The organism is Serratia sp. K1WW1 (assembly GCF_055790865.1).
Genome location: NZ_CM147697.1, coordinates 3,503,661 through 3,521,832 on the forward strand (window position 1 = coordinate 3,503,661; position 18,172 = coordinate 3,521,832).

Here is an 18,172-nt window from a genome sequence, read left to right on the forward strand (position 1 = left end):
CGTATATGACGATAGCAGCAGACACGGCTTTCCCCACGCTTTTCACCATAAAAAAAGCCCGGTCGACGTGAACCGGGCCTTGATCAACTTCGTTACTCTCATACCCTATGAATTTCAAGTTGTGGCTAGGCACCAAGCTTGTTCATCCCCAGGAGCTTACTTTTAGTAAGTGACTGGAGTGGACAAGTGCAGGTAACAACGCTACAGCTTGAAAGGCGACGGGTATTATACGCGGCGGAAAATCAGCGAACCGTTGGTGCCACCGAAGCCGAAGGAGTTACACAGCGTGAACTCCATATCTTTGGTCTGGCGCGCTTCGTGTGGTACGAAGTCCAGATCGCAACCTTCATCCGGATTATCCAGATTGATGGTAGGTGGAACCGCCTGATCGCGCAGAGCCAATACGGTAAAGATCGACTCAATCGCCCCGGCGGCACCCAGCAGGTGGCCGGTCATCGATTTGGTGGAGCTGACCATCACCCGGTTGGCATCGCTGCCAAATACGGATTTCACCGCTTGGGTTTCTGCCTTATCACCGGCCGGCGTGGAGGTGCCATGCGCGTTGATATAACCAATCTGTGACGTTGTCACACCTGCATCACGCAGTGCGTTTTCCATCGCCAAGGCGGCACCAGCACCGTTTTCCGGTGGTGATGTCATGTGGTAGGCATCGCTGCTCATACCAAACCCGACAATTTCGGCGTAAATTTTCGCACCGCGTTGTTTTGCGTGTTCGTACTCTTCCAGCACCATCATCCCCGCACCATCGCCCAGGACAAAACCATCACGGTCTTTATCCCAGGGGCGGCTTGCGGCCTGTGGGTTGTCATTGCGGGTTGAGAGCGCACGAGCCGCCCCAAAACCGCCGACACCCAGAGGGGTACTGGCTTTTTCTGCGCCACCGGCCAGCATCACATCGGCATCATTGTAAGCAATGATACGTGCGGCATGGCCAATGTTATGGACACCTGAGGTACAGGCAGTAGCGATGGAAATACTTGGGCCACGCATGCCGTACATAATGGTCAGGTGACCGGCAATCATGTTCACAATGGTCGAAGGCACAAAAAACGGACTGATTTTCCGTGGGCCACCGTTAACCAGTGAGCTATGGTTTTCTTCAATCAACCCCAGGCCGCCGATACCAGAGCCGATAGCGGCACCAATACGATTGGCGTTCGCCTCGTTGATATCCAGCCCCGCATCCTGCATGGCTTGCATGCCGGCGACGATGCCGTATTGAATGAAGGCATCCATCTTGCGCGCATCTTTGCGCGAGATGAAATCTTCACAGTTAAAATTCTTTACCAAGCCAGCAAAGCGCGTTGCATAGGCAGTAGTATCGAAATGGTCGATCAGGCTGATGCCACTCTGACCGGCAAGAAGAGCATTCCATGTGGACTCTACCGTATTGCCGACAGGAGACAACATGCCCAGTCCGGTCACAACTACTCGACGCTTAGACACGTTTGTCCTCCAAGGAGGGAAAATATGACGCTAGGGATAGAAAAAACTTAGGCGGTCGAGTGACCGCCTAGATATGTTCGCTTACTGCTGGCTAGCGTTGATGAAATCAATAGCTGCTTGCACAGTAGTGATTTTCTCAGCTTCTTCGTCTGGAATTTCGGTGTCGAATTCTTCTTCCAGAGCCATTACCAGCTCAACGGTGTCAAGAGAATCAGCGCCCAGGTCTTCAACGAAAGAAGCGTTGTTCAATACTTCTTCCTGCTTAACACCCAGTTGCTCAACAATGATTTTCTTAACGCGTTCTTCGATAGTGCTCATACTCTTAAATTTCCTATCAAAACTCGCTTTCGCGATGGTTTTCGTAGTGTATAAAATGTTGAAAAAGATGCAACTAAATCCCGGCTGGTCAAACCACGATTTTACGCTATTTTGCGGTTTTTACCTCAAATAACGCAAATAGTTTTCGCATTTTTTAAATCATATACATGCCGCCATTGACATGTAACGTTTCACCGGTGATGTAGCTGGCCTCGTCAGAGGCTAAAAATGCAACAGCGCTGGCGATTTCTTTAGCTTCCCCAAGCCGGCTAGCCGGAACCTGAGTCAAAATGCCTGCGCGTTGATCTTCTGTCAACGCCCGTGTCATGTCCGTCTCAATAAAGCCAGGAGCCACGACGTTGACCGTAATGCCACGTGAAGCGATCTCACGTGCCAAAGACTTACTAAAACCAATCAGACCGGCTTTAGCCGCCGCGTAGTTAGCCTGCCCTGCATTCCCCATGGTACCAACAACGGAACCGATAGAGATGATACGGCCAAACCGCTTTTTCATCATAGCTCGCATTACCGCTTTTGACAGACGGAATACGGAAGTCAGATTGGTGTCCAGGATATCCTGCCACTCCTCATCCTTCATTCGCATCAGCAGGTTATCACGCGTAATCCCGGCATTATTCACTAAAATGTCGATTTCGCCAAATTCTGCACGAATCGAGGTCAAAACGTTGTCGATAGATTGAGCATCAACCACGTTCAGCATATAGCCTTTGCCGTTCTCACCCAGATAGCTGCTGATGGCTTCAGCACCGCTCTCGCTGGTAGCGGTGCCGATAACCTTGGCGCCACGTGCAACAAACAACTCTGCAATAGCCCGGCCAATACCGCGGCTTGCGCCAGTGACCAGGACAATTTTCCCTTCGAAGCTCATGGTTATCCTCTTTTACTGTTCCAACGCCGCAGACAGGCTGGCAGTATCGTTAACCGCTGCCGCCGTCAAGGTGTCGACAATGCGTTTGGTCAGGCCGGTCAGCACTTTGCCTGGGCCCACTTCCAACAGCAGAGTCACACCCTCTGCCGCCATAAATTCTACGCTTTCCGTCCAGCGCACCGGGCTGTACAGCTGGCGAACCAACGCACTGCGGATAGCTTCTGGCGCGGTCTCTGCGCGTACATCAACGTTATTGACTACCGGAACCAGCGGCGCGTTGAAGGTGATGTCTTGCAGCGCTACAGCCAGCTTATCGGCAGCCGTTTTCATCAGTGCGCAGTGCGAAGGCACGCTCACCGGCAACGGCAGTGCACGTTTTGCGCCGGCCGCCTTGCAAGCTGCACCTGCACGCTCAACCGCTTCTTTGTTGCCCGCGATAACGACCTGCCCCGGAGAGTTGAAGTTCACCGGTGAAACTACCTGGCCTTGAGCAGATTCCTCACAGGCTTTGGCAATCGAGGCATTATCCAGACCAATGATGGCATACATGGCACCGGTACCTTCCGGTACCGCTTCCTGCATCAGCTTGCCGCGCAACTCTACCAAACGGATAGCCGCAGCAAAATCCAGCACACCGGCACACACCAGCGCCGAGTATTCACCCAGGCTGTGGCCAGCCATCATCACAGGCATTTTACCGCCCTGCTGCTGCCAGACACGGAAGATGGCAACGGAGGCCGCCAACAACGCTGGCTGGGTCTGCCAGGTTTTATTCAGCTCTTCTGCCGGGCCAGTCTGCACCAACTGCCACAGATCGTAACCCAAAGCCGCAGAAGCGTCGCTAAAAGTTTGTTCCACAATGGGAAACTGTGCGGCCAAATCGGCCAACATGCCAACGGTTTGTGAACCCTGGCCTGGAAAAACAAAAGCAGTTTGCGTCATTTTTTTATTCCTGTTGAATCAAAAGCGAACCAGCGCCGAGCCCCAGGTAAAGCCACCGCCGAATGCTTCCAGCAACACCAGCTGACCACGCTGGATGCGCCCGTCGCGTACGGCTTCGTCGAGCGCCGCAGGTACCGAGGCGGCAGAGGTGTTACCATGACGATCGAGCGTCACCACCACTTTCTCCATCCCCATACCCAATTTTTTTGCCGTTGCGCTGATGATGCGCAGGTTGGCCTGGTGCGGAACCAGCCAATCCAGTTCGCCGCGGTCAAACTCGTTGGCCTTCAGCGTTTCATCAACGATATGTGCCAGTTCGGTGACTGCCACTTTAAACACTTCGTTACCCGCCATGGTGACGTAGGCAGGCTGCTCCGGGTTTTGACGATCTTTATTCGGCAGTGACAACAGATTGCCATAACGGCCATCGGCATGCAGGTGGGTAGAGATAATGCCCGGCTCCTCTGAAGCCCCCAGCACTACCGCGCCTGCACCGTCGCCAAACAGGATGATCGTGCCACGATCTTCAGGATCGAGCGTGCGCGACAGCGCATCTGAGCCGATCACCAGCGCATGTTTTACCGCGCCGTTCTTGACGTACTGATCGGCCACGCTCAAGGCGTAGGTAAAGCCAGCACAGGCCGCGGCGATATCAAACGCCGCACAGTCCTGAATGCCCAGCATCTGCTGCACCTGGCAGGCAGAGCTTGGGAACGCATGGCTCGAAGTGGTGGTCGCCACCACGATCAGGCCGATATCTTCTTTAGCCACACCCGCCATTTCCATCGCGTGAGACGCGGCGTGGAAGCTCATGGTTGCCACGGTTTCATCCGGGGCAGCGATACGACGTTCACGAATACCGGTGCGAGTCACGATCCACTCGTCAGACGTATCCACCATTTTTTCTAAGTCAGCGTTGGTGCGCACTTGTGCGGGTAAGTAACTCCCCGTACCGAGAATCTTTGTATACATGAACGATCAGTCACTCTTGGGTAATACAGCTTCAAGGCGCGCAGCAATCCTGTCCGGAACTTGCCGCTGCACCGCCTGTACAGCCTGTTCGATTGCCACCGCAAACGCGTTTTGGTTTGCCGCGCCGTGGCTCTTAATCACGGTTCCCCGCAATCCTAACAGACATGCACCATTATACTGGTCGGGGTTCAGATGACCAAAACGCCTTGCCACCCTTTTTTGTAACCAACGACCCAACAATTTTAACCACCACGCCTGCTTCCCCCCTTCGGAGGATGACTTGAGTAGCGACAAGAACAGTCTTATCACACCTTCCATGGTTTTCAGAGTGACGTTGCCCACGAAGCCGTCGCAGACCATCACATCGGTTTTACCAGTGAGCAGGTCGTTGCCTTCCAGATAACCAATATAGTTGATTGCCTGAGTTTTTTTAAGTACGGCGGAAGCTTCGCGGATATTATCCAGACCTTTGGTTTCTTCTTCGCCGATATTGAGCAGCGCCACACGTGGCTGCGCGATACCCAATACCTCTTCCGCCATCACTGCTCCCATGACCGCGAACTGCACCAGCATCGTGCTATCGCACTCTACGTTGGCCCCCAGATCCAGCACCACGGTTTTACCGCGCTGTTGGTTAGGTATCACGGTCATCAACGCCGGGCGTTCAATGCCGTCCAACGGTTTGATCAGCAGCTTGGCCAGCCCCATCAACGCCCCGGTATTCCCTGCACTGACACAAGCCTGTGCCTCACCGCTTTTAATCAACTCCAGCGCAATACGCATAGAGGTACCTCGGCTGGCCCGGATCGCTTGTGAAGGCTTGGCGTCACCGGCAATAACCGATTCGGCAGGTACGACTTGCAAGCGTTCCAGGACAGACGGATCGGCTTTGGCAAGTAACGGGGAGATGACGTCGGGATCGCCGACTAACAGGAGATGAAGCTGTAAATTAGAGGCCAGTGCCTGCAATGAAGCAGGCACTGTGACGCAGGGACCGAAATCCCCGCCCATTGCATCTAACGCCAGGGTTAGACGAGTCAAAGTATCGCTGACTTAGCCGATAACCTTGCGACCGCGGTAGAAACCGTCGGCAGTGATGTGGTGACGACGATGAGTTTCACCGGAAGTCGCATCTACAGACAAGGTGGTGGTGGTCAGGGCATCGTGTGAACGACGCATGCCACGTTTGGAACGGGTTGGTTTATTTTGTTGTACGGCCATGGACCTTACTCCTCGATTACTTACGCTTTAAACTGGCTAATACGGCAAATGGATTTGGTTTCTCCGCCTCAGGAGGCAGTTTGCCAAACACCATGTCCGCTTCGGACACTTCACAGTGTTCAGATTCATGTACCGGAACGACAGGCAGTGAAAGAATAATTTCATCTTCTATCATTGCCAACAGATCGACTTCGCCAAACTCGTCAACTTCGATCGGTTCGTACGCTTCCGGTAATGCCTCAGCCTGCTCATCATTGACGACCGGGCTAAAACAATATGTTGTGTGGACCTGATGTGCAAACGGGACACCACAGCGTTGACACATCAGCGTTACCGCGACGTCCGCATGCCCTGTTATCACCGCGAGGCGCTGGTTATCAATATCAAACGACAACTGCACTTCGACATCACTGTCCACACTGACCACGGAGTCGGCAACACGTGTAACCAGCTCAGGCGCATAGGAACCAACATAGTCCAGGCGTTTCTGAGCGGTACGTACCGCATCAATGGTCAAGGGTAATTTTACCTTTTGCATAGGGCGCGCATATTAACTTTGTAACGTCATAGAGTCAAAGAAAAAGGCCCTAAAACGGCACCTTTCACCAATATTCGCTTCCAGAGCGGCCGACAGTTTAAGATGAGCGACATATTTACGCTATGGTTTGTGGAAAAAATTATGCAAAGACTCTTACTCGCCTCAACGTCAGTCTACCGCCAGCAACTGTTGGAGAAGCTGCACCTGCCTTTTATTTGTGCAGCACCGCAAACCGATGAAACACCGCTGCCCGATGAAAGTGCCGAGGCTTTGGTGCTGCGCCTGGCGGCGGCCAAGGCTCAGGCGCTGGCTATGGCCTACCCTGATTATCTGATTATCGGTTCCGACCAGGTCTGTGTGATCGCCGGAGAAATCACCGGTAAGCCCCATAGCGAAGAAAACGCCCGCCAGCAGCTACGTAAGGCCAGCGGCCAGCAGGTGACCTTCTATACCGGTTTGGCGCTCTATAATAGCCGTAGCCAACGCCTACAGGTGATGTGTGAACCTTTCCACGTTCATTTCCGTACCTTGAGCGAAGTGGAAATCGAAACCTATGTGCGCCTGGAGCAGCCGCTCAACTGCGCAGGCAGCTTCAAGAGTGAAGGTTTGGGGATTGCGCTGTTTGAGAAGCTGGAGGGCCGCGATCCGAATGCGTTGATTGGCCTGCCGCTGATCGCATTGTTGGAAATGTTGCGGGCTGAAGGGATCAACCCGCTGGTATAAGCTTATTTTTTGGCTGCGGCGGTCCGTTGGCGCAATACCTGCAGGCAATGACGCAGTTCATCATCCATCGGCGCTTCGATGCGCATCGTTTCGCCGGTAGCAGGATGTTCAAAGCGCAGCGCCGCCGCATGCAGGAACAGGCGTTTCAGGCCGGTACCCGCCAATTGGCGATCGAACTCCCGGTCACCATAACGATCGTCAAAGGCGATCGGATGCCCGGCATGCAAGGTATGCACGCGAATCTGGTGGGTACGCCCGGTGATCGGGCTGGCCTTCACCAGCGTGGCATGTTCAAAGCGCTCTTCGATCTTGAAGCGGGTCTCTGAAGGTTTGCCTTCGCTGTTGACGCGGACAATGCGCTCCCCGCTCTGCAAAATATTTTTCAGCAAAGGTGCCTGCACCGCTTTGCAGTGCGACTGCCACTCGCCGCGCACCAACGCCATGTAATCCTTCTGCATCCCCTTGAGGCGCAGTTGCTCGTGCAGCGAACGCAGCGCCGAACGCTTCTTGGCCACCATCAACACGCCGGAGGTATCGCGGTCCAGACGGTGCACCAGCTCCAGAAAACGTGCTTCCGGACGTAATGCCCGCAATCCTTCGATCACGCCAAAACTCAGGCCGCTACCGCCGTGCACCGCCGTTCCAGAAGGTTTGTTCAGCAGCAGCAGGTGATCGTCCTCATAAAGGATGCAATCCGCCAGGGCTGCAACTTTATCCAGCTTGGCGGATACCGGCGCATCTTCACGTTCGGCGACCCGAACCGGCGGAATGCGCACCACGTCGCCCGCGGCCAGTTTATATTCAGCCTTGATGCGGCCTTTATTGACCCGCACCTCGCCTTTGCGCACGATGCGATAAATCATGCTCTTCGGCACGCCTTTCAGGCGGGCAAGCAAAAAATTGTCGATTCGCTGACCGGCTTCGTCGTCAGAAATCGTCACTAATTGTACTGCGGGAATGTTCGTTTTCATGGGGCGGGATTCTAAATAGAGCGAGTCAATAGCGCCACCTCTTTTTATGTGCTTAACTGTCTCTCAGACTGTGAAAGAAACGCCAGCGAACAATAAGGCAGCAAGCCAGGTTGATCGTTTGCGGTTTCCACCACAGTTAGCGCAAAGTCACCTTGCTATAAAGGTACTTGCAATGGAATAATGCTGTAACTTTCCGTGCCGATCCCCTTGAAACGAGGAGAGTTGCGGAATTATACAGTTTGTCTGGTTGCACAAAAACGCAGCAATGGCGTAAGACGTAATGTGAAATCAAACAATTAGCGGGCTGCGGGTTGCAGCTTGGCCGGCAAATGGAATCAGATCTGTCAACCTAAATCAGAGGCTATTCCCTGAGTCAAAAGCGCTGTGTTTCACAAAGAAATACAGGCTTACCGAGATAATGCGCCCCTATGCAGGCGACAACCGTGAGGTTGACGGCTTTGCGAGAAGACACGGGGTTTTCGGTTTTAACCTGGCCATGAGGTTATTTTGCCCGCAGCTTTGTCGATAATGTAAAAAAAACGAGTAAGTTAAGATGAAAAGAATGTTGATTAACGCAACTCAGCAGGAAGAGTTGCGTGTTGCCCTTGTAGATGGACAGCGGCTGTACGATCTGGATATTGAAAGCCCTGGCCATGAGCAGAAAAAAGCGAATATTTACAAAGGCAAAATCACTCGAATTGAACCTAGTCTCGAGGCCGCGTTCGTCGATTACGGCGCTGAACGACATGGTTTCCTCCCGCTAAAAGAAATCGCTCGCGAATACTTCCCAAGCAATTACTCTTCCCATGGTCGCCCAAACATCAAAGATGTGCTGCGTGAAGGCCAGGAAGTCATCGTTCAGGTTGATAAAGAAGAACGGGGTAATAAAGGCGCTGCCTTGACCACCTTCATCAGCCTGGCCGGTAGCTATCTGGTTCTGATGCCGAACAATCCGCGTGCCGGTGGTATTTCCCGCCGCATCGAAGGTGACGACCGTACCGAACTGAAAGAAGCGCTTTCCTCGCTGCAATTGCCAGACGGCATGGGGCTGATTGTCCGCACCGCTGGCGTTGGCAAATCTGCCGACGCTCTGCAATGGGACCTGTCATTCCGCCTCAAGCACTGGGAAGCGATTAAAAAAGCCGCCGAAGGCCGCCCTGCTCCGTTCCTGATCCACCAGGAAAGCAACGTTATCGTGCGAGCATTCCGCGATTACCTGCGTCCGGACATCGGCGAAATCCTGATCGACAACCCGAAGGTACTCGATCTGGCCAAAGAGCACATCGCTGCCCTGGGCCGCCCGGATTTCAGCAGCAAGATCAAATTGTACAGTGGCGAAATCCCGCTGTTCAGCCATTACCAGATCGAATCGCAGATCGAGTCCGCATTCCAACGTGAAGTGCGTCTGCCTTCCGGCGGTTCCATCGTGATCGACACCACTGAAGCCTTGACCGCTATCGATATCAACTCCGCGCGTGCAACCCGCGGTGGCGACATCGAAGAGACCGCATTCAACACCAACCTGGAAGCCGCAGATGAAATTGCTCGCCAATTGCGCCTGCGCGACCTGGGTGGCCTGATCGTTATCGACTTTATCGATATGACCCCGGTTCGTCACCAGCGTGAAGTGGAAAACCGTCTGCGCGATGCCGTGCGCCAGGATCGTGCCCGCATTCAGATTGGCCGTATCTCTCGCTTCGGCCTGCTGGAAATGTCCCGTCAGCGTCTCAGCCCGTCACTGGGTGAATCCAGCCACCACGTGTGCCCGCGCTGTACCGGTACCGGCACCATCCGTGATAACGAATCGCTGGCGTTGTCTATTCTGCGCCTGATCGAAGAAGAAGCGCTGAAAGAGAACACCAAAGAAGTTCACGCCATCGTACCGGTTCAGGTTGCTTCCTACCTGCTGAACGAAAAACGTGATTCTGTCAGCGCGATCGAAAAGCGCCAGGGTGGCGTGAAAGCGGTCATCGTGCCAAACGATCAGATGCAGACTCCGCATTACTCCGTGTTGCGCGTACGCAAGGGTGAAGAAACACCAACCTTGAGCTACCTGCTGCCGAAGCTGCATGAAGAAGAAATGGCCCAGCCGCAGGATGATGCGCCAGTCGAGCGCAAACGTGAGCAACCGGCTCTGGCTTCCTTCTCTCTGTCACAGGATGCTCCTCCGCATGAAGAAGAACCTGTGGTTAGCAAGCCTGCCGTTGCCGCCAAACCGGCAGTTTCGTCAGCCCCTGCTGCTGAAGCCAAACCTGGCCTGCTGAGCCGTCTGTTCGGTGGCTTGAAGTCACTGTTCGCCGGTGAAGAAACGCCGGTGGTTGAAGCTAAACCGGTCGTAGCTGAGAAAACGGAAGACAGCGACAACCGTCGTCAGGATCGTCGTGGCCAACGCCGCCAGGGTTCTGGCCGTAAAGGTGAACGTGGCGAGCGTAAAGAACGTGGCGAAGGGCGTGACAACCGTGAACGTGGCGATCGTGAGCCACGCGAAAATCGCGAGCCGCGTGAACCACGTGAAAACCGTGACGACCAGCGCCGCAACAACCGCCGTAACGCACAGCAACAGACTGCACCAGCGGCTGCCAACACCGAAGTGCAAACTGAAGAAGCGGCCAAGGTACAGCGCGAAGATCAGCAACAGCGCCGTGAACAACGTGCCGAGCGTCAACGCCGTCGTCAGGAAGAAAAACGCCAGGCTCCGCAAGACGTCAAAGTGCCAGAAACTGCGGAAGTCGTTGTTGCCAGCCATAGCAATGACGAAGATGAAGACCGTCATCAGCAGCCAACGCAACGTCGTCAACGTCGCCCGCTCGCGCAAAAAGTTCGCGTTCTGTCGGCGGAAGAAGAACTGCATCGCGCCGCTGAAGAGCTGTTAGCGCCTAAAGCGCCAGTCGCCAAGGTTGAAGAAAACCAGGCTCCGGTATTGGCTGAGAACGTTAAACTGTTGCCACAGACCATTGCGGCCCAGTCTGAAGATGACGCGCAAGCTGACAACCGTGGTAACGGTGAAAACGGCATGCCACGTCGCTCTCGTCGTTCTCCACGCCATCTGCGCGTCAGTGGTCAGCGTCGTCGTCGCTACCGTGACGAGCGTTATCCGAACCAGTCGCCAATGCCGTTGGCCGGGGCGTTTGCCTCACCAGAGATGGCGTCAGGCAAAGTTTGGGTCAGCTATCCTGTGGCACAAGCAGCCGTCTACGTTGAACACGAAGAAGCTCAAGCGCCAGTGGCGGTAGAAGCCGTAGCCGTTGCTGCTGCACCGGTGGCTGTTGAAGCCGCTCCTGTTCAGCCTGTAGTCAACGAAGCGCCAAGCGTAGTTGAAACCGCTCCGGCAGTGGCTGAATCGGTGGCAACACCGGTAGTTGAAGCCCCGGTAGAAACAGCACCTGTTGAAACTGTAGCCGACGTTGTCGTCGCTGCCGAGCCAGCCGCTGTTGTGGCAGATGAAACCGTTGTCAGTGAAACAACTGAGGTTGAGACGGTTGCAGATGCCGCAGTACAAGCTGAGCCAGTTATCGCTGAACCTGTGGTGCAAGAGCCTGTAGTTGAAGAAGCTGTAGTGGAAGCCGTTGTGGCCGCCCCTGCTGAGGCTACTGTAACCGCAGAGCCGGAAGTCGTGTCAGCACAGCCAGAGGCTGCTCCAGCCCCTGTGCAGGCAGCCCCAGTGGTTGCACAACCGCAACCGGCGCTCTACAAGCATATCGCTACCGCCCCGATGACCAAAGCGCCTGCGCCGGATTACCAGCCGGAAGCCGCGAAGACCAGCGAGTGGCAGCGCCCTTCCTTCAACTTTGACGGAAAAGGTTCTGCTGGCGGCCATGCAGCGGCTAATCAGGCCACTGCTCCAGCGACCAAACCGCAGCCGGTTAACGACTAAGTTAATCCCTGCCATAAAAAAACCCGCCTAGATGGCGGGTTCAGATTGATGACTAACCCCACTTTTTCAGGTGGGGTTAGTCTTTCTTAGCGACCGCAGGTCGCGATCGCGATATTTTTCCATAACCCCATCATTTGACCTTTCCTCTCCCCTATCGGGTTCTTCTCGGCTTCCAGGGACGCTTTTAACCAGGCATAAAGGTGATAAAGAAGCGCCAGCAGCGCCATCTTCTTCATATTCTGCGCCGTGGCCGCTAGCAGGCACTGCATCTGCACTTTCGACAGACCACGGAACCGCGCATATCGATGTCCATGGTGTTGTTTCGCATCCGCGAAGCTTCTTTCCACCGTTTCCTTGCGCCGCGCATACACCTTTTTGCCCCATTTCGTCAGTCGCAACCTGTTGGCCTCCTCTTTCGAGGCTTCCCATACGTGCCGCGTTATCGTTTTCTGTGCCTTGCTGTTCTGCGTGCATTGCCCTCTCTGCTCGCACCGCTGGCACACTGCCGGGGCTGAACGGTAATGCCGATAGCCGTTGCGGTCCGTTGTGCTGTATATCAGGAGTTCCTCCGCCGGACACACATACACATCACGCGCCTCGTCATACCTGAAGTGCTTTTTCTGGAAGTCATTCAGGCCTTTGTGTGGCCTGCGATAGCCCGGCACCAACGCGATATCCATCTCCTGCGTCAGATGGCACACCGCCGAGGTAAAATAGCCCGCATCCACACCCACGGCGACCGTATCAAGGTTGAACCGCTCCACCTGCCGTGCCAGCCTGCCGATGAACGGCTGGCTATCGTGCACATTGCCCGGCGTGACATGGGTATCCATGATGATGCCGTGCTTGCCGTCCACCGTGCGGTGGTCCAGATAGAAGAAGCCCTTTGGCTTGTTGTCCCGGTGCATAAAGCCGCTTTCCGGGTCGGTGATGCTGACTTTGGTGTTTTTAACGGCGTCGTTTTTGGTTGTTTTTCTTGCGGCGGGCAGCGGCTTTTTTTCGCGTTTCTTCCTGTCGGCCTCCACGGCGTAATTCAACTGTGTGAAGTATTCACTGACCCCTTCAGGGCGCAGTTCATTCACGGCCTTGCGTGGGTTGGCATCGGCTTTCAGGTGGGTACTGTCGGTGTAAAGTACGCGCCCGTTGGCCATGCCCTGACCCAGAGCCTGTAACACGATATGGTCAAAAATCTGCTGGAAGACATCGCTGTTGTTGAAGCGACGAATGCGGTTCTGGCTCAGGGTTGAGGCGTCGGGGACCTTCTCGGTAAGCCCCATACGCAGGAACCAACGGTAAGCGACATTGACCTGGATTTCCTTGACCAGACGGCGCTCGGAGGGGACACCGAAGAGGTAGCCCAACAGCATCATTTTAATCAGGCGAACGGGGTCGATAGCGGGCCTGCCATTATCGGGGCAATAGAGATGAGCAACGGCCTCGCGGATAAATTCAAAGTCGATAGCGGCATCGATTTGACGAACCAGATGGTCTTCGGGAACCAGTTCATCAAGGGTAATGGTTTCAAACTGGTATTGCTGGGGAGAGGGTTCTTTGAGCATGGCAGTCAGTCCGTTTTTTGCACTGACCTTATTAGATCAAAGTCCTGGCCTCACGGCCAGGACTTTGTCATCAATCTGAACCCGCCTAGATGGCGGGTTTTTTCTTACTACTGAACACTCAGGCCCTCCTTTTCAGTTTGTTAATGTCCAATGCCTCAAGTTGCTCCGATCGAGTAAGCCAACTGATTTCAACTTGTCATTAACTAACAGATGCATCCAAAACGTTTTCCGCTTATCCTTTCACCCCGGCGTGAATAACCCTCGTTTATTCGCTTTTATTAAGATTTTTTGACCGCCGGAGCTCTGCACCATGACCGCACAACCCCAAGCCCTGAAAATCCGCCGCCCTGACGACTGGCATATCCATTTGCGTGACGACGACATGCTGAAAACGGTTCTGCCCTATACCAGTCAGGTGTTTGGCCGGGCGATTGTGATGCCGAACCTGGCCCCACCGATCACCACCGTTGCCGCGGCACGTAGCTATCGTGAACGTATTCTGGCAGCCCTCCCCGCAGAACATAACTTCACGCCGTTGATGACCTGCTACTTGACGGATTCCCTGGCTGCGACGGAGCTGGTCAACGGGTTTGAGCAAGGGGTGTTCACCGCCGCCAAGCTCTATCCAGCCAATGCCACCACCAACTCCAGCCACGGCGTGAGCGATGTGACCGGGATTTATCCCCTGCTTGAACAGATGCAGAAGATCGGTATGCCGCTGCTGATCCATGGCGAAGTCACCGATGCCAGCGTGGATATCTTCGATCGCGAGGCTCGCTTTATCGAACAGGTGATGGAGCCGGTACGCCGCCAGTTCCCGGAATTAAAAATCGTATTCGAGCATATCACTACACGGGAAGCCGCTCAGTACGTGCAGGAAGGCAATCGTTTCCTTGGTGCCACCATTACGCCACAGCATCTGATGTTTAACCGCAACCACATGCTGGTGGGGGGGATCCGGCCACACCTGTTCTGCCTGCCGATCCTCAAGCGTAACATCCATCAGGAAGCGTTACGCAGCGCCGTTGCCAGCGGTTGTGACCGCTTCTTCCTCGGCACCGACTCGGCACCTCATGCCAAACACCGTAAAGAGACCAGCTGTGGCTGCGCAGGGGTATTTAACGCCCCGAACGCGATGCCCGCCTACGCCACCGTGTTTGAACAATTGGGCGCGCTGGAGCACTTGGAAGCCTTCAGCTCGCTGAACGGCCCGCGCTTCTACGGCTTGCCGGTTAACCAGGACTTTATCACGCTGCAACGCCTGCCGGTGGCCCAGCCAGACGAGATCACTTTGGGTAATGAAGCCGTGGTGCCCTTCCTGGCCGGTGAGACCATCAACTGGTCTGTGACCGACTGCTAAATATTTAATTTCTGCTCTTGCCTCCGGAGCCAGTTAACTGTATAAATACCCAGTAGACAGTTCCGGGGGCAATTATGCGTGTTGAAGTCACTATAGATAAAACCAAACCACTGCCGCCGGGGGCTATCGAAGCCCTGACCGGCGAATTCAGTAAACGGGTCAATCGCCAGTTTCCTGACACTACCGTCCAGATCCGTTATGCAGGTGCCAATGGCCTCTCCGTCATGGGCGGTGCCAAAACAGATAAAGACCTGATCGAGGAGATACTCCAGGAAACCTGGGAAAGTGCCGACGATTGGTTCAGTGCAGAATAATTCTGCAATGTAGTTGTTGCCGGGGGTCGCTCTCCGGCTTTTTTGTTTCTGTCGTATCGTCGTTTTGCCTGGAAGAAACAGCACTTGTGGTCTGTAATGATTAGACAACTTATGGTGCAACAAAGGTGTAAACAATGGTTCCGGATAAAGACAAGCCCGAAGAAGCGATGACCTTTGGCGAGTTACTGGCCCTGATCGCCGATCAAAAACGGCGTCTGAGCGTGCTCGAAGTCGCTTTCTCTTATTTGTCTTTTGGCTTGAATGACAAAGCCAACCAGTTGCTGATCCACAGCCTGAAACTGGAAGCACAAAATCAGAACCGCGATCCTGAAATGCAAAAGCATTTCGCCCATCTGGCAGCCGAATTGGAAAGTCATGCGCACGTGAAACTTCCTCCTGCCGCTGAAGAGTAATATTGTTAGATGACTTAAGCACGGGCGCAGCATGCCGCTGCCCCAACCCTTTACATAAAACCCTCAGCTATCCACTCCGTTAGCCGATTAATTACGCAAAAAATATTTATTTGCAATAAACCGCAGGAAAACACCCCACGCCAGATCCTGAATGCGTATACTGTAAAAGCTCATCATGAAGATGAGACGCATTGATCCTCGTTAGTAACTCCAGCTAGTCACTACTTGATAAGGGGTCTTTATGGACAGAAATGATGAAGTAATACAGACACATCCGCTTGTTGGCTGGGATATCAGTACCGTCGATGTTTATGATGCCATGATGATTCGCCTTCATTACCTGTCTTCACTAGACCAAACAGCCGAAGAAGCGCAAGTGGATCGGACTCTTTGGCTAACCACAGACGTTGCCCGCCAATTGATCAATATTTTAGAGGCTGGCATCGCCAAGATAGAATCTACGGATTATTTAGACCTTGATAGAAGAAAACATTAACCTATTCACCCTCAACCGCTAAGGCGTCGGCAATTAACCGGCGCCTTTTCTTTTGTATCGGCCCGCATCGGTTCCTGGTGCATTACCGCCGCCAAACTCTTATCATATCCGCCATCAGCGACACATCAAAGAAAGGACATGGCACGTGGAATATGACTTGATCATCGTGGGTAGCGGCTCGGTTGGGGCTGCTGCAGGCTATTATGCGACAGCCGCAGGCCTTAAGGTCTTAATGATCGACAGCGCTTTCCCCCCGCATCGTCAGGGCAGCCACCACGGCGATACCCGCATCATCCGCCATGCCTACGGCGAGGGCGAAAAATATGTGCCTTTTCTGCTGCGTGCCCAGGCACTGTGGAACGGATTAGAGCAGAAAAGCGGTGACAAGCTGTTTCATCCCTGTGGCGTGCTCACCCTGGGGCCACAAGACAGTGAATTTGTCACCACGGCACAGCGCAGTGCCAAAAACTTTAACCTCAATACCGAGTTACTGAGCGCCGAACAGATCCAACAACGCTGGCAAGAATTCACCGCGCCAGCGGGTTATGTCGGCCTGTTCGAACCAGATGCAGGAATACTGCGCTCGGAACTGATTGTTGCCAGCTACGTCAGATTGGCCAGAGAAGCGGGCTGCGCCCAACTGTTTAATTGCCCGGTAACCGCCATCGAGCCAATCGATCAAGGGGTTGAGGTTGTTACTTCAGAGGGGCGCTACCAAGGGCGTAAAGCCGTGGTCTGCGCGGGAACCTGGGTTAAAAATCTGTTACCACAGCTTCCTGTTTCACCGGTGCGTAAGGTGTTTTCCTGGTATCAGGCCGATGGCCGTTACAGCGAAAACAACCGCTTTCCGGCTTTCACCGTTGAAGCGCAAGACGGCTGCCACTACTACGGTTTTCCCTCCGAGAATGACGGCTTAAAGGTCGGTAAACATGATGGTGGACAACCGATGGAGACAGCGGATCAGCGCAAGCCGTTCGGCTCCCTGGCCAGCGACGGTACCGAAGTATTCGGCTTTCTGCGCCACTTCCTGCCAGGGCTTGGCGTCTGTCTGCACGGTGAAGCCTGTAGCTATGATATGAGCCCGGATGAAGACTTTATCATCGACACCCTGCCTGACTGCCAACGCCTGATGGTGATCACCGGCCTGAGTGGTCACGGCTTTAAGTTTGCCAGCGTACTGGGTGAGATAGCCGCGTTGTTTGCGCAAGATAAACCTTCATCCCTGGATATCACGCCCTTCAGCCTGCGGCGTTTCTGACCGTTCCATCCCCTGTTCGCCCCGCTCTGGCCAGCGGCAGGGGAAAACCCCAGCGATATAAACACACCAACATACTGATATTACTTAAAAATAAGCTATGGACGGAAATATCTTCCTATAGACACTGGATTTCCGAATTGATCCCACAGCCGGGTAAGGCCTATTTTACATAATTAGGCTCTAGCCGTTTTGTATCTTCAACAAGGACGTCACTATGAAACTACTCGTTGTGGACGAATGCTGTTTCACTCGTATTGGGATTGCCAACCACTTTACTGACAACGTGTTTACGTCAGTAAACTGCTGCCCAGACATCGACACCGCGCTCCCTCTACTGGCCAGTTTCAAACCCAGCCATATTTTGGTGAATCTGTCCAACTACTGCCGTTGCACAACAGATAATCAACTGCTTTCAGCGTTTATCACGGCGGCCTGGCGTGCCACGGTGTATATTTATCTGGATGTTCCTTATCCCTACAGTGAAAGCCCGCTGCGCATCGCCAGCAATACTTTTTTATTCAACAAAGCCGTGCTACCCATTGCGCTACAAACGCTAAGTAAAATCCCAAGTGAGCTAATGACGGATGAAGAAGCTCATTCGCTTTTCAGCCCGCAAGAGTTGACGGTTATGCGCTATTGGATGTCCGAAATGCCGAATTACCGCATCGCCAAGAAATTACAGATCAGCGCCCATACGGTGTACGTGCATAAACGCCATATCACCGAAAAAATCACCGTGCGTAACCGGCTGGAATTTTATTCGCTGTATAACATACTGCGCTATTTCTATCCGCCAGAACCCACCGCCTTTAAGCCGGTGGGTTCGGCTTCGTCAGAGCTGCGGGCCGCCGTTTAAG

18 protein-coding genes are annotated in these 18,172 nt (G+C 53.9%); 8 read left to right on the forward strand and 10 right to left on the reverse strand.

Features of this window, described 5'->3' with window-relative positions; all coding sequences use genetic code 11:
* Positions 1-225 precede the first annotated feature (225 nt).
* The 8 genes from fabF to yceD form a co-directional block, all read right to left on the reverse strand.
* Positions 226-1,467, reverse strand: coding sequence for a beta-ketoacyl-ACP synthase II (gene fabF / locus ACX9GU_RS15865; RefSeq protein ID WP_024485943.1), 1,242 nt, complete (start codon positions 1,465-1,467; stop codon positions 226-228).
* Positions 1,468-1,548: 81 nt separating this feature from the next.
* Entirely contained in the window at positions 1,549-1,785 is a 237-nt protein-coding gene (acpP, locus tag ACX9GU_RS15870) for an acyl carrier protein (protein WP_004719003.1), read from the reverse strand.
* A gap of 154 nt (positions 1,786-1,939) precedes the next feature.
* Entirely contained in the window at positions 1,940-2,674 is a 735-nt protein-coding gene (gene fabG, locus ACX9GU_RS15875) for a 3-oxoacyl-ACP reductase FabG (RefSeq protein ID WP_021178306.1), read from the reverse strand.
* A gap of 12 nt (positions 2,675-2,686) precedes the next feature.
* On the reverse strand, positions 2,687-3,616 hold the full coding sequence (gene fabD, locus ACX9GU_RS15880; protein ID WP_473192177.1) for an ACP S-malonyltransferase: 930 nt from the start codon (positions 3,614-3,616) through the stop codon (positions 2,687-2,689).
* Positions 3,617-3,634: 18 nt separating this feature from the next.
* Complete coding sequence (locus ACX9GU_RS15885; RefSeq protein WP_473192178.1) at positions 3,635-4,588, reverse strand: beta-ketoacyl-ACP synthase III; 954 nt, start codon at positions 4,586-4,588, stop codon at positions 3,635-3,637.
* A gap of 6 nt (positions 4,589-4,594) precedes the next feature.
* Positions 4,595-5,629: a phosphate acyltransferase PlsX gene (gene plsX / locus ACX9GU_RS15890; RefSeq protein WP_024528541.1), complete on the reverse strand. Its 1,035-nt coding sequence runs from the start codon at positions 5,627-5,629 to the stop codon at positions 4,595-4,597.
* A gap of 12 nt (positions 5,630-5,641) precedes the next feature.
* Positions 5,642-5,809 carry a 50S ribosomal protein L32 gene (gene rpmF / locus ACX9GU_RS15895; RefSeq protein ID WP_004943042.1) on the reverse strand — a complete coding sequence of 56 codons (168 nt, stop codon included), beginning with the start codon at positions 5,807-5,809 and terminating at the stop codon, positions 5,642-5,644.
* 16 nt (positions 5,810-5,825) lie between these two features.
* Positions 5,826-6,347, reverse strand: coding sequence for a 23S rRNA accumulation protein YceD (gene yceD / locus ACX9GU_RS15900; protein WP_024485941.1), 522 nt, complete (start codon positions 6,345-6,347; stop codon positions 5,826-5,828).
* 141 nt (positions 6,348-6,488) lie between these two features.
* Here yceD and ACX9GU_RS15905 point away from each other — a divergent pair, with 141 nt between their 5' ends.
* Entirely contained in the window at positions 6,489-7,070 is a 582-nt protein-coding gene (locus tag ACX9GU_RS15905) for a Maf family protein (protein ID WP_473192179.1), read from the forward strand.
* Between the two features lie 2 nt (positions 7,071-7,072).
* Here ACX9GU_RS15905 and rluC read toward each other — a convergent pair whose 3' ends face one another.
* Positions 7,073-8,041: a 23S rRNA pseudouridine(955/2504/2580) synthase RluC gene (gene rluC / locus ACX9GU_RS15910; RefSeq protein WP_024485939.1), complete on the reverse strand. Its 969-nt coding sequence runs from the start codon at positions 8,039-8,041 to the stop codon at positions 7,073-7,075.
* Between the two features lie 553 nt (positions 8,042-8,594).
* Here rluC and rne point away from each other — a divergent pair.
* Positions 8,595-11,915, forward strand: coding sequence for a ribonuclease E (gene rne, locus ACX9GU_RS15915; protein ID WP_473192180.1), 3,321 nt, complete (start codon positions 8,595-8,597; stop codon positions 11,913-11,915).
* A gap of 86 nt (positions 11,916-12,001) precedes the next feature.
* Here the strand turns inward: rne and ACX9GU_RS15920 are convergent, their stop codons facing one another.
* The gene (locus ACX9GU_RS15920; protein ID WP_473192181.1) at positions 12,002-13,474 is read right to left on the reverse strand and encodes an IS1182 family transposase; all 1,473 of its coding nucleotides are present in this window, start codon (positions 13,472-13,474) and stop codon (positions 12,002-12,004) included.
* Positions 13,475-13,784: 310 nt separating this feature from the next.
* Between ACX9GU_RS15920 and pyrC the strand changes: the two genes are divergently transcribed.
* The 6 genes from pyrC (at position 13,785) to ACX9GU_RS15950 (ending at position 18,171) form a co-directional block, all read left to right on the forward strand.
* Positions 13,785-14,834, forward strand: coding sequence for a dihydroorotase (pyrC, locus tag ACX9GU_RS15925; protein ID WP_473192182.1), 1,050 nt, complete (start codon positions 13,785-13,787; stop codon positions 14,832-14,834).
* 74 nt (positions 14,835-14,908) lie between these two features.
* Positions 14,909-15,148 carry a DNA damage-inducible protein I gene (gene dinI, locus ACX9GU_RS15930; protein ID WP_021178315.1) on the forward strand — a complete coding sequence of 80 codons (240 nt, stop codon included), beginning with the start codon at positions 14,909-14,911 and terminating at the stop codon, positions 15,146-15,148.
* Between the two features lie 134 nt (positions 15,149-15,282).
* The gene (locus tag ACX9GU_RS15935) at positions 15,283-15,561 is read left to right on the forward strand and encodes a hypothetical protein (protein ID WP_021178316.1); all 279 of its coding nucleotides are present in this window, start codon (positions 15,283-15,285) and stop codon (positions 15,559-15,561) included.
* Positions 15,562-15,802: 241 nt separating this feature from the next.
* Positions 15,803-16,057 (forward strand): biofilm formation regulator BssS, encoded by a 255-nt coding sequence (gene bssS / locus ACX9GU_RS15940; RefSeq protein WP_024485935.1) that lies wholly within the window; start codon positions 15,803-15,805, stop codon positions 16,055-16,057.
* Positions 16,058-16,202: 145 nt separating this feature from the next.
* The gene (gene solA / locus ACX9GU_RS15945; protein WP_179248032.1) at positions 16,203-17,315 is read left to right on the forward strand and encodes an N-methyl-L-tryptophan oxidase; all 1,113 of its coding nucleotides are present in this window, start codon (positions 16,203-16,205) and stop codon (positions 17,313-17,315) included.
* A 214-nt stretch (positions 17,316-17,529) separates the two neighbouring features.
* Entirely contained in the window at positions 17,530-18,171 is a 642-nt protein-coding gene (locus ACX9GU_RS15950) for a LuxR C-terminal-related transcriptional regulator (RefSeq protein WP_473192183.1), read from the forward strand.
* The last annotated feature ends 1 nt before the right edge of the window (position 18,172 follow it).

Excerpts from the sequence above, each read along its gene's own strand:
- acpP (WP_004719003.1), bottom strand. The coding sequence starts at position 1,785 with ATGAGCACTATCGAAGAACGCGTTAAGAAAATCATTGTTGAGCAACTG.
- fabG (WP_021178306.1), bottom strand. The coding sequence starts at position 2,674 with ATGAGCTTCGAAGGGAAAATTGTCCTGGTCACTGGCGCAAGCCGCGGT.
- fabD (WP_473192177.1), bottom strand. The coding sequence starts at position 3,616 with ATGACGCAAACTGCTTTTGTTTTTCCAGGCCAGGGTTCACAAACCGTT.
- ACX9GU_RS15885 (WP_473192178.1), bottom strand. The coding sequence starts at position 4,588 with ATGTATACAAAGATTCTCGGTACGGGGAGTTACTTACCCGCACAAGTG.
- rpmF (WP_004943042.1), bottom strand. The coding sequence starts at position 5,809 with ATGGCCGTACAACAAAATAAACCAACCCGTTCCAAACGTGGCATGCGT.
- yceD (WP_024485941.1), bottom strand. The coding sequence starts at position 6,347 with ATGCAAAAGGTAAAATTACCCTTGACCATTGATGCGGTACGTACCGCT.
- ACX9GU_RS15905 (WP_473192179.1), top strand. The coding sequence starts at position 6,489 with ATGCAAAGACTCTTACTCGCCTCAACGTCAGTCTACCGCCAGCAACTG.
- rluC (WP_024485939.1), bottom strand. The coding sequence starts at position 8,041 with ATGAAAACGAACATTCCCGCAGTACAATTAGTGACGATTTCTGACGAC.
- rne (WP_473192180.1), top strand. The coding sequence starts at position 8,595 with ATGAAAAGAATGTTGATTAACGCAACTCAGCAGGAAGAGTTGCGTGTT.
- ACX9GU_RS15920 (WP_473192181.1), bottom strand. The coding sequence starts at position 13,474 with ATGCTCAAAGAACCCTCTCCCCAGCAATACCAGTTTGAAACCATTACC.
- pyrC (WP_473192182.1), top strand. The coding sequence starts at position 13,785 with ATGACCGCACAACCCCAAGCCCTGAAAATCCGCCGCCCTGACGACTGG.
- dinI (WP_021178315.1), top strand. The coding sequence starts at position 14,909 with ATGCGTGTTGAAGTCACTATAGATAAAACCAAACCACTGCCGCCGGGG.
- ACX9GU_RS15935 (WP_021178316.1), top strand. The coding sequence starts at position 15,283 with ATGGTTCCGGATAAAGACAAGCCCGAAGAAGCGATGACCTTTGGCGAG.
- bssS (WP_024485935.1), top strand. The coding sequence starts at position 15,803 with ATGGACAGAAATGATGAAGTAATACAGACACATCCGCTTGTTGGCTGG.
- ACX9GU_RS15950 (WP_473192183.1), top strand. The coding sequence starts at position 17,530 with ATGAAACTACTCGTTGTGGACGAATGCTGTTTCACTCGTATTGGGATT.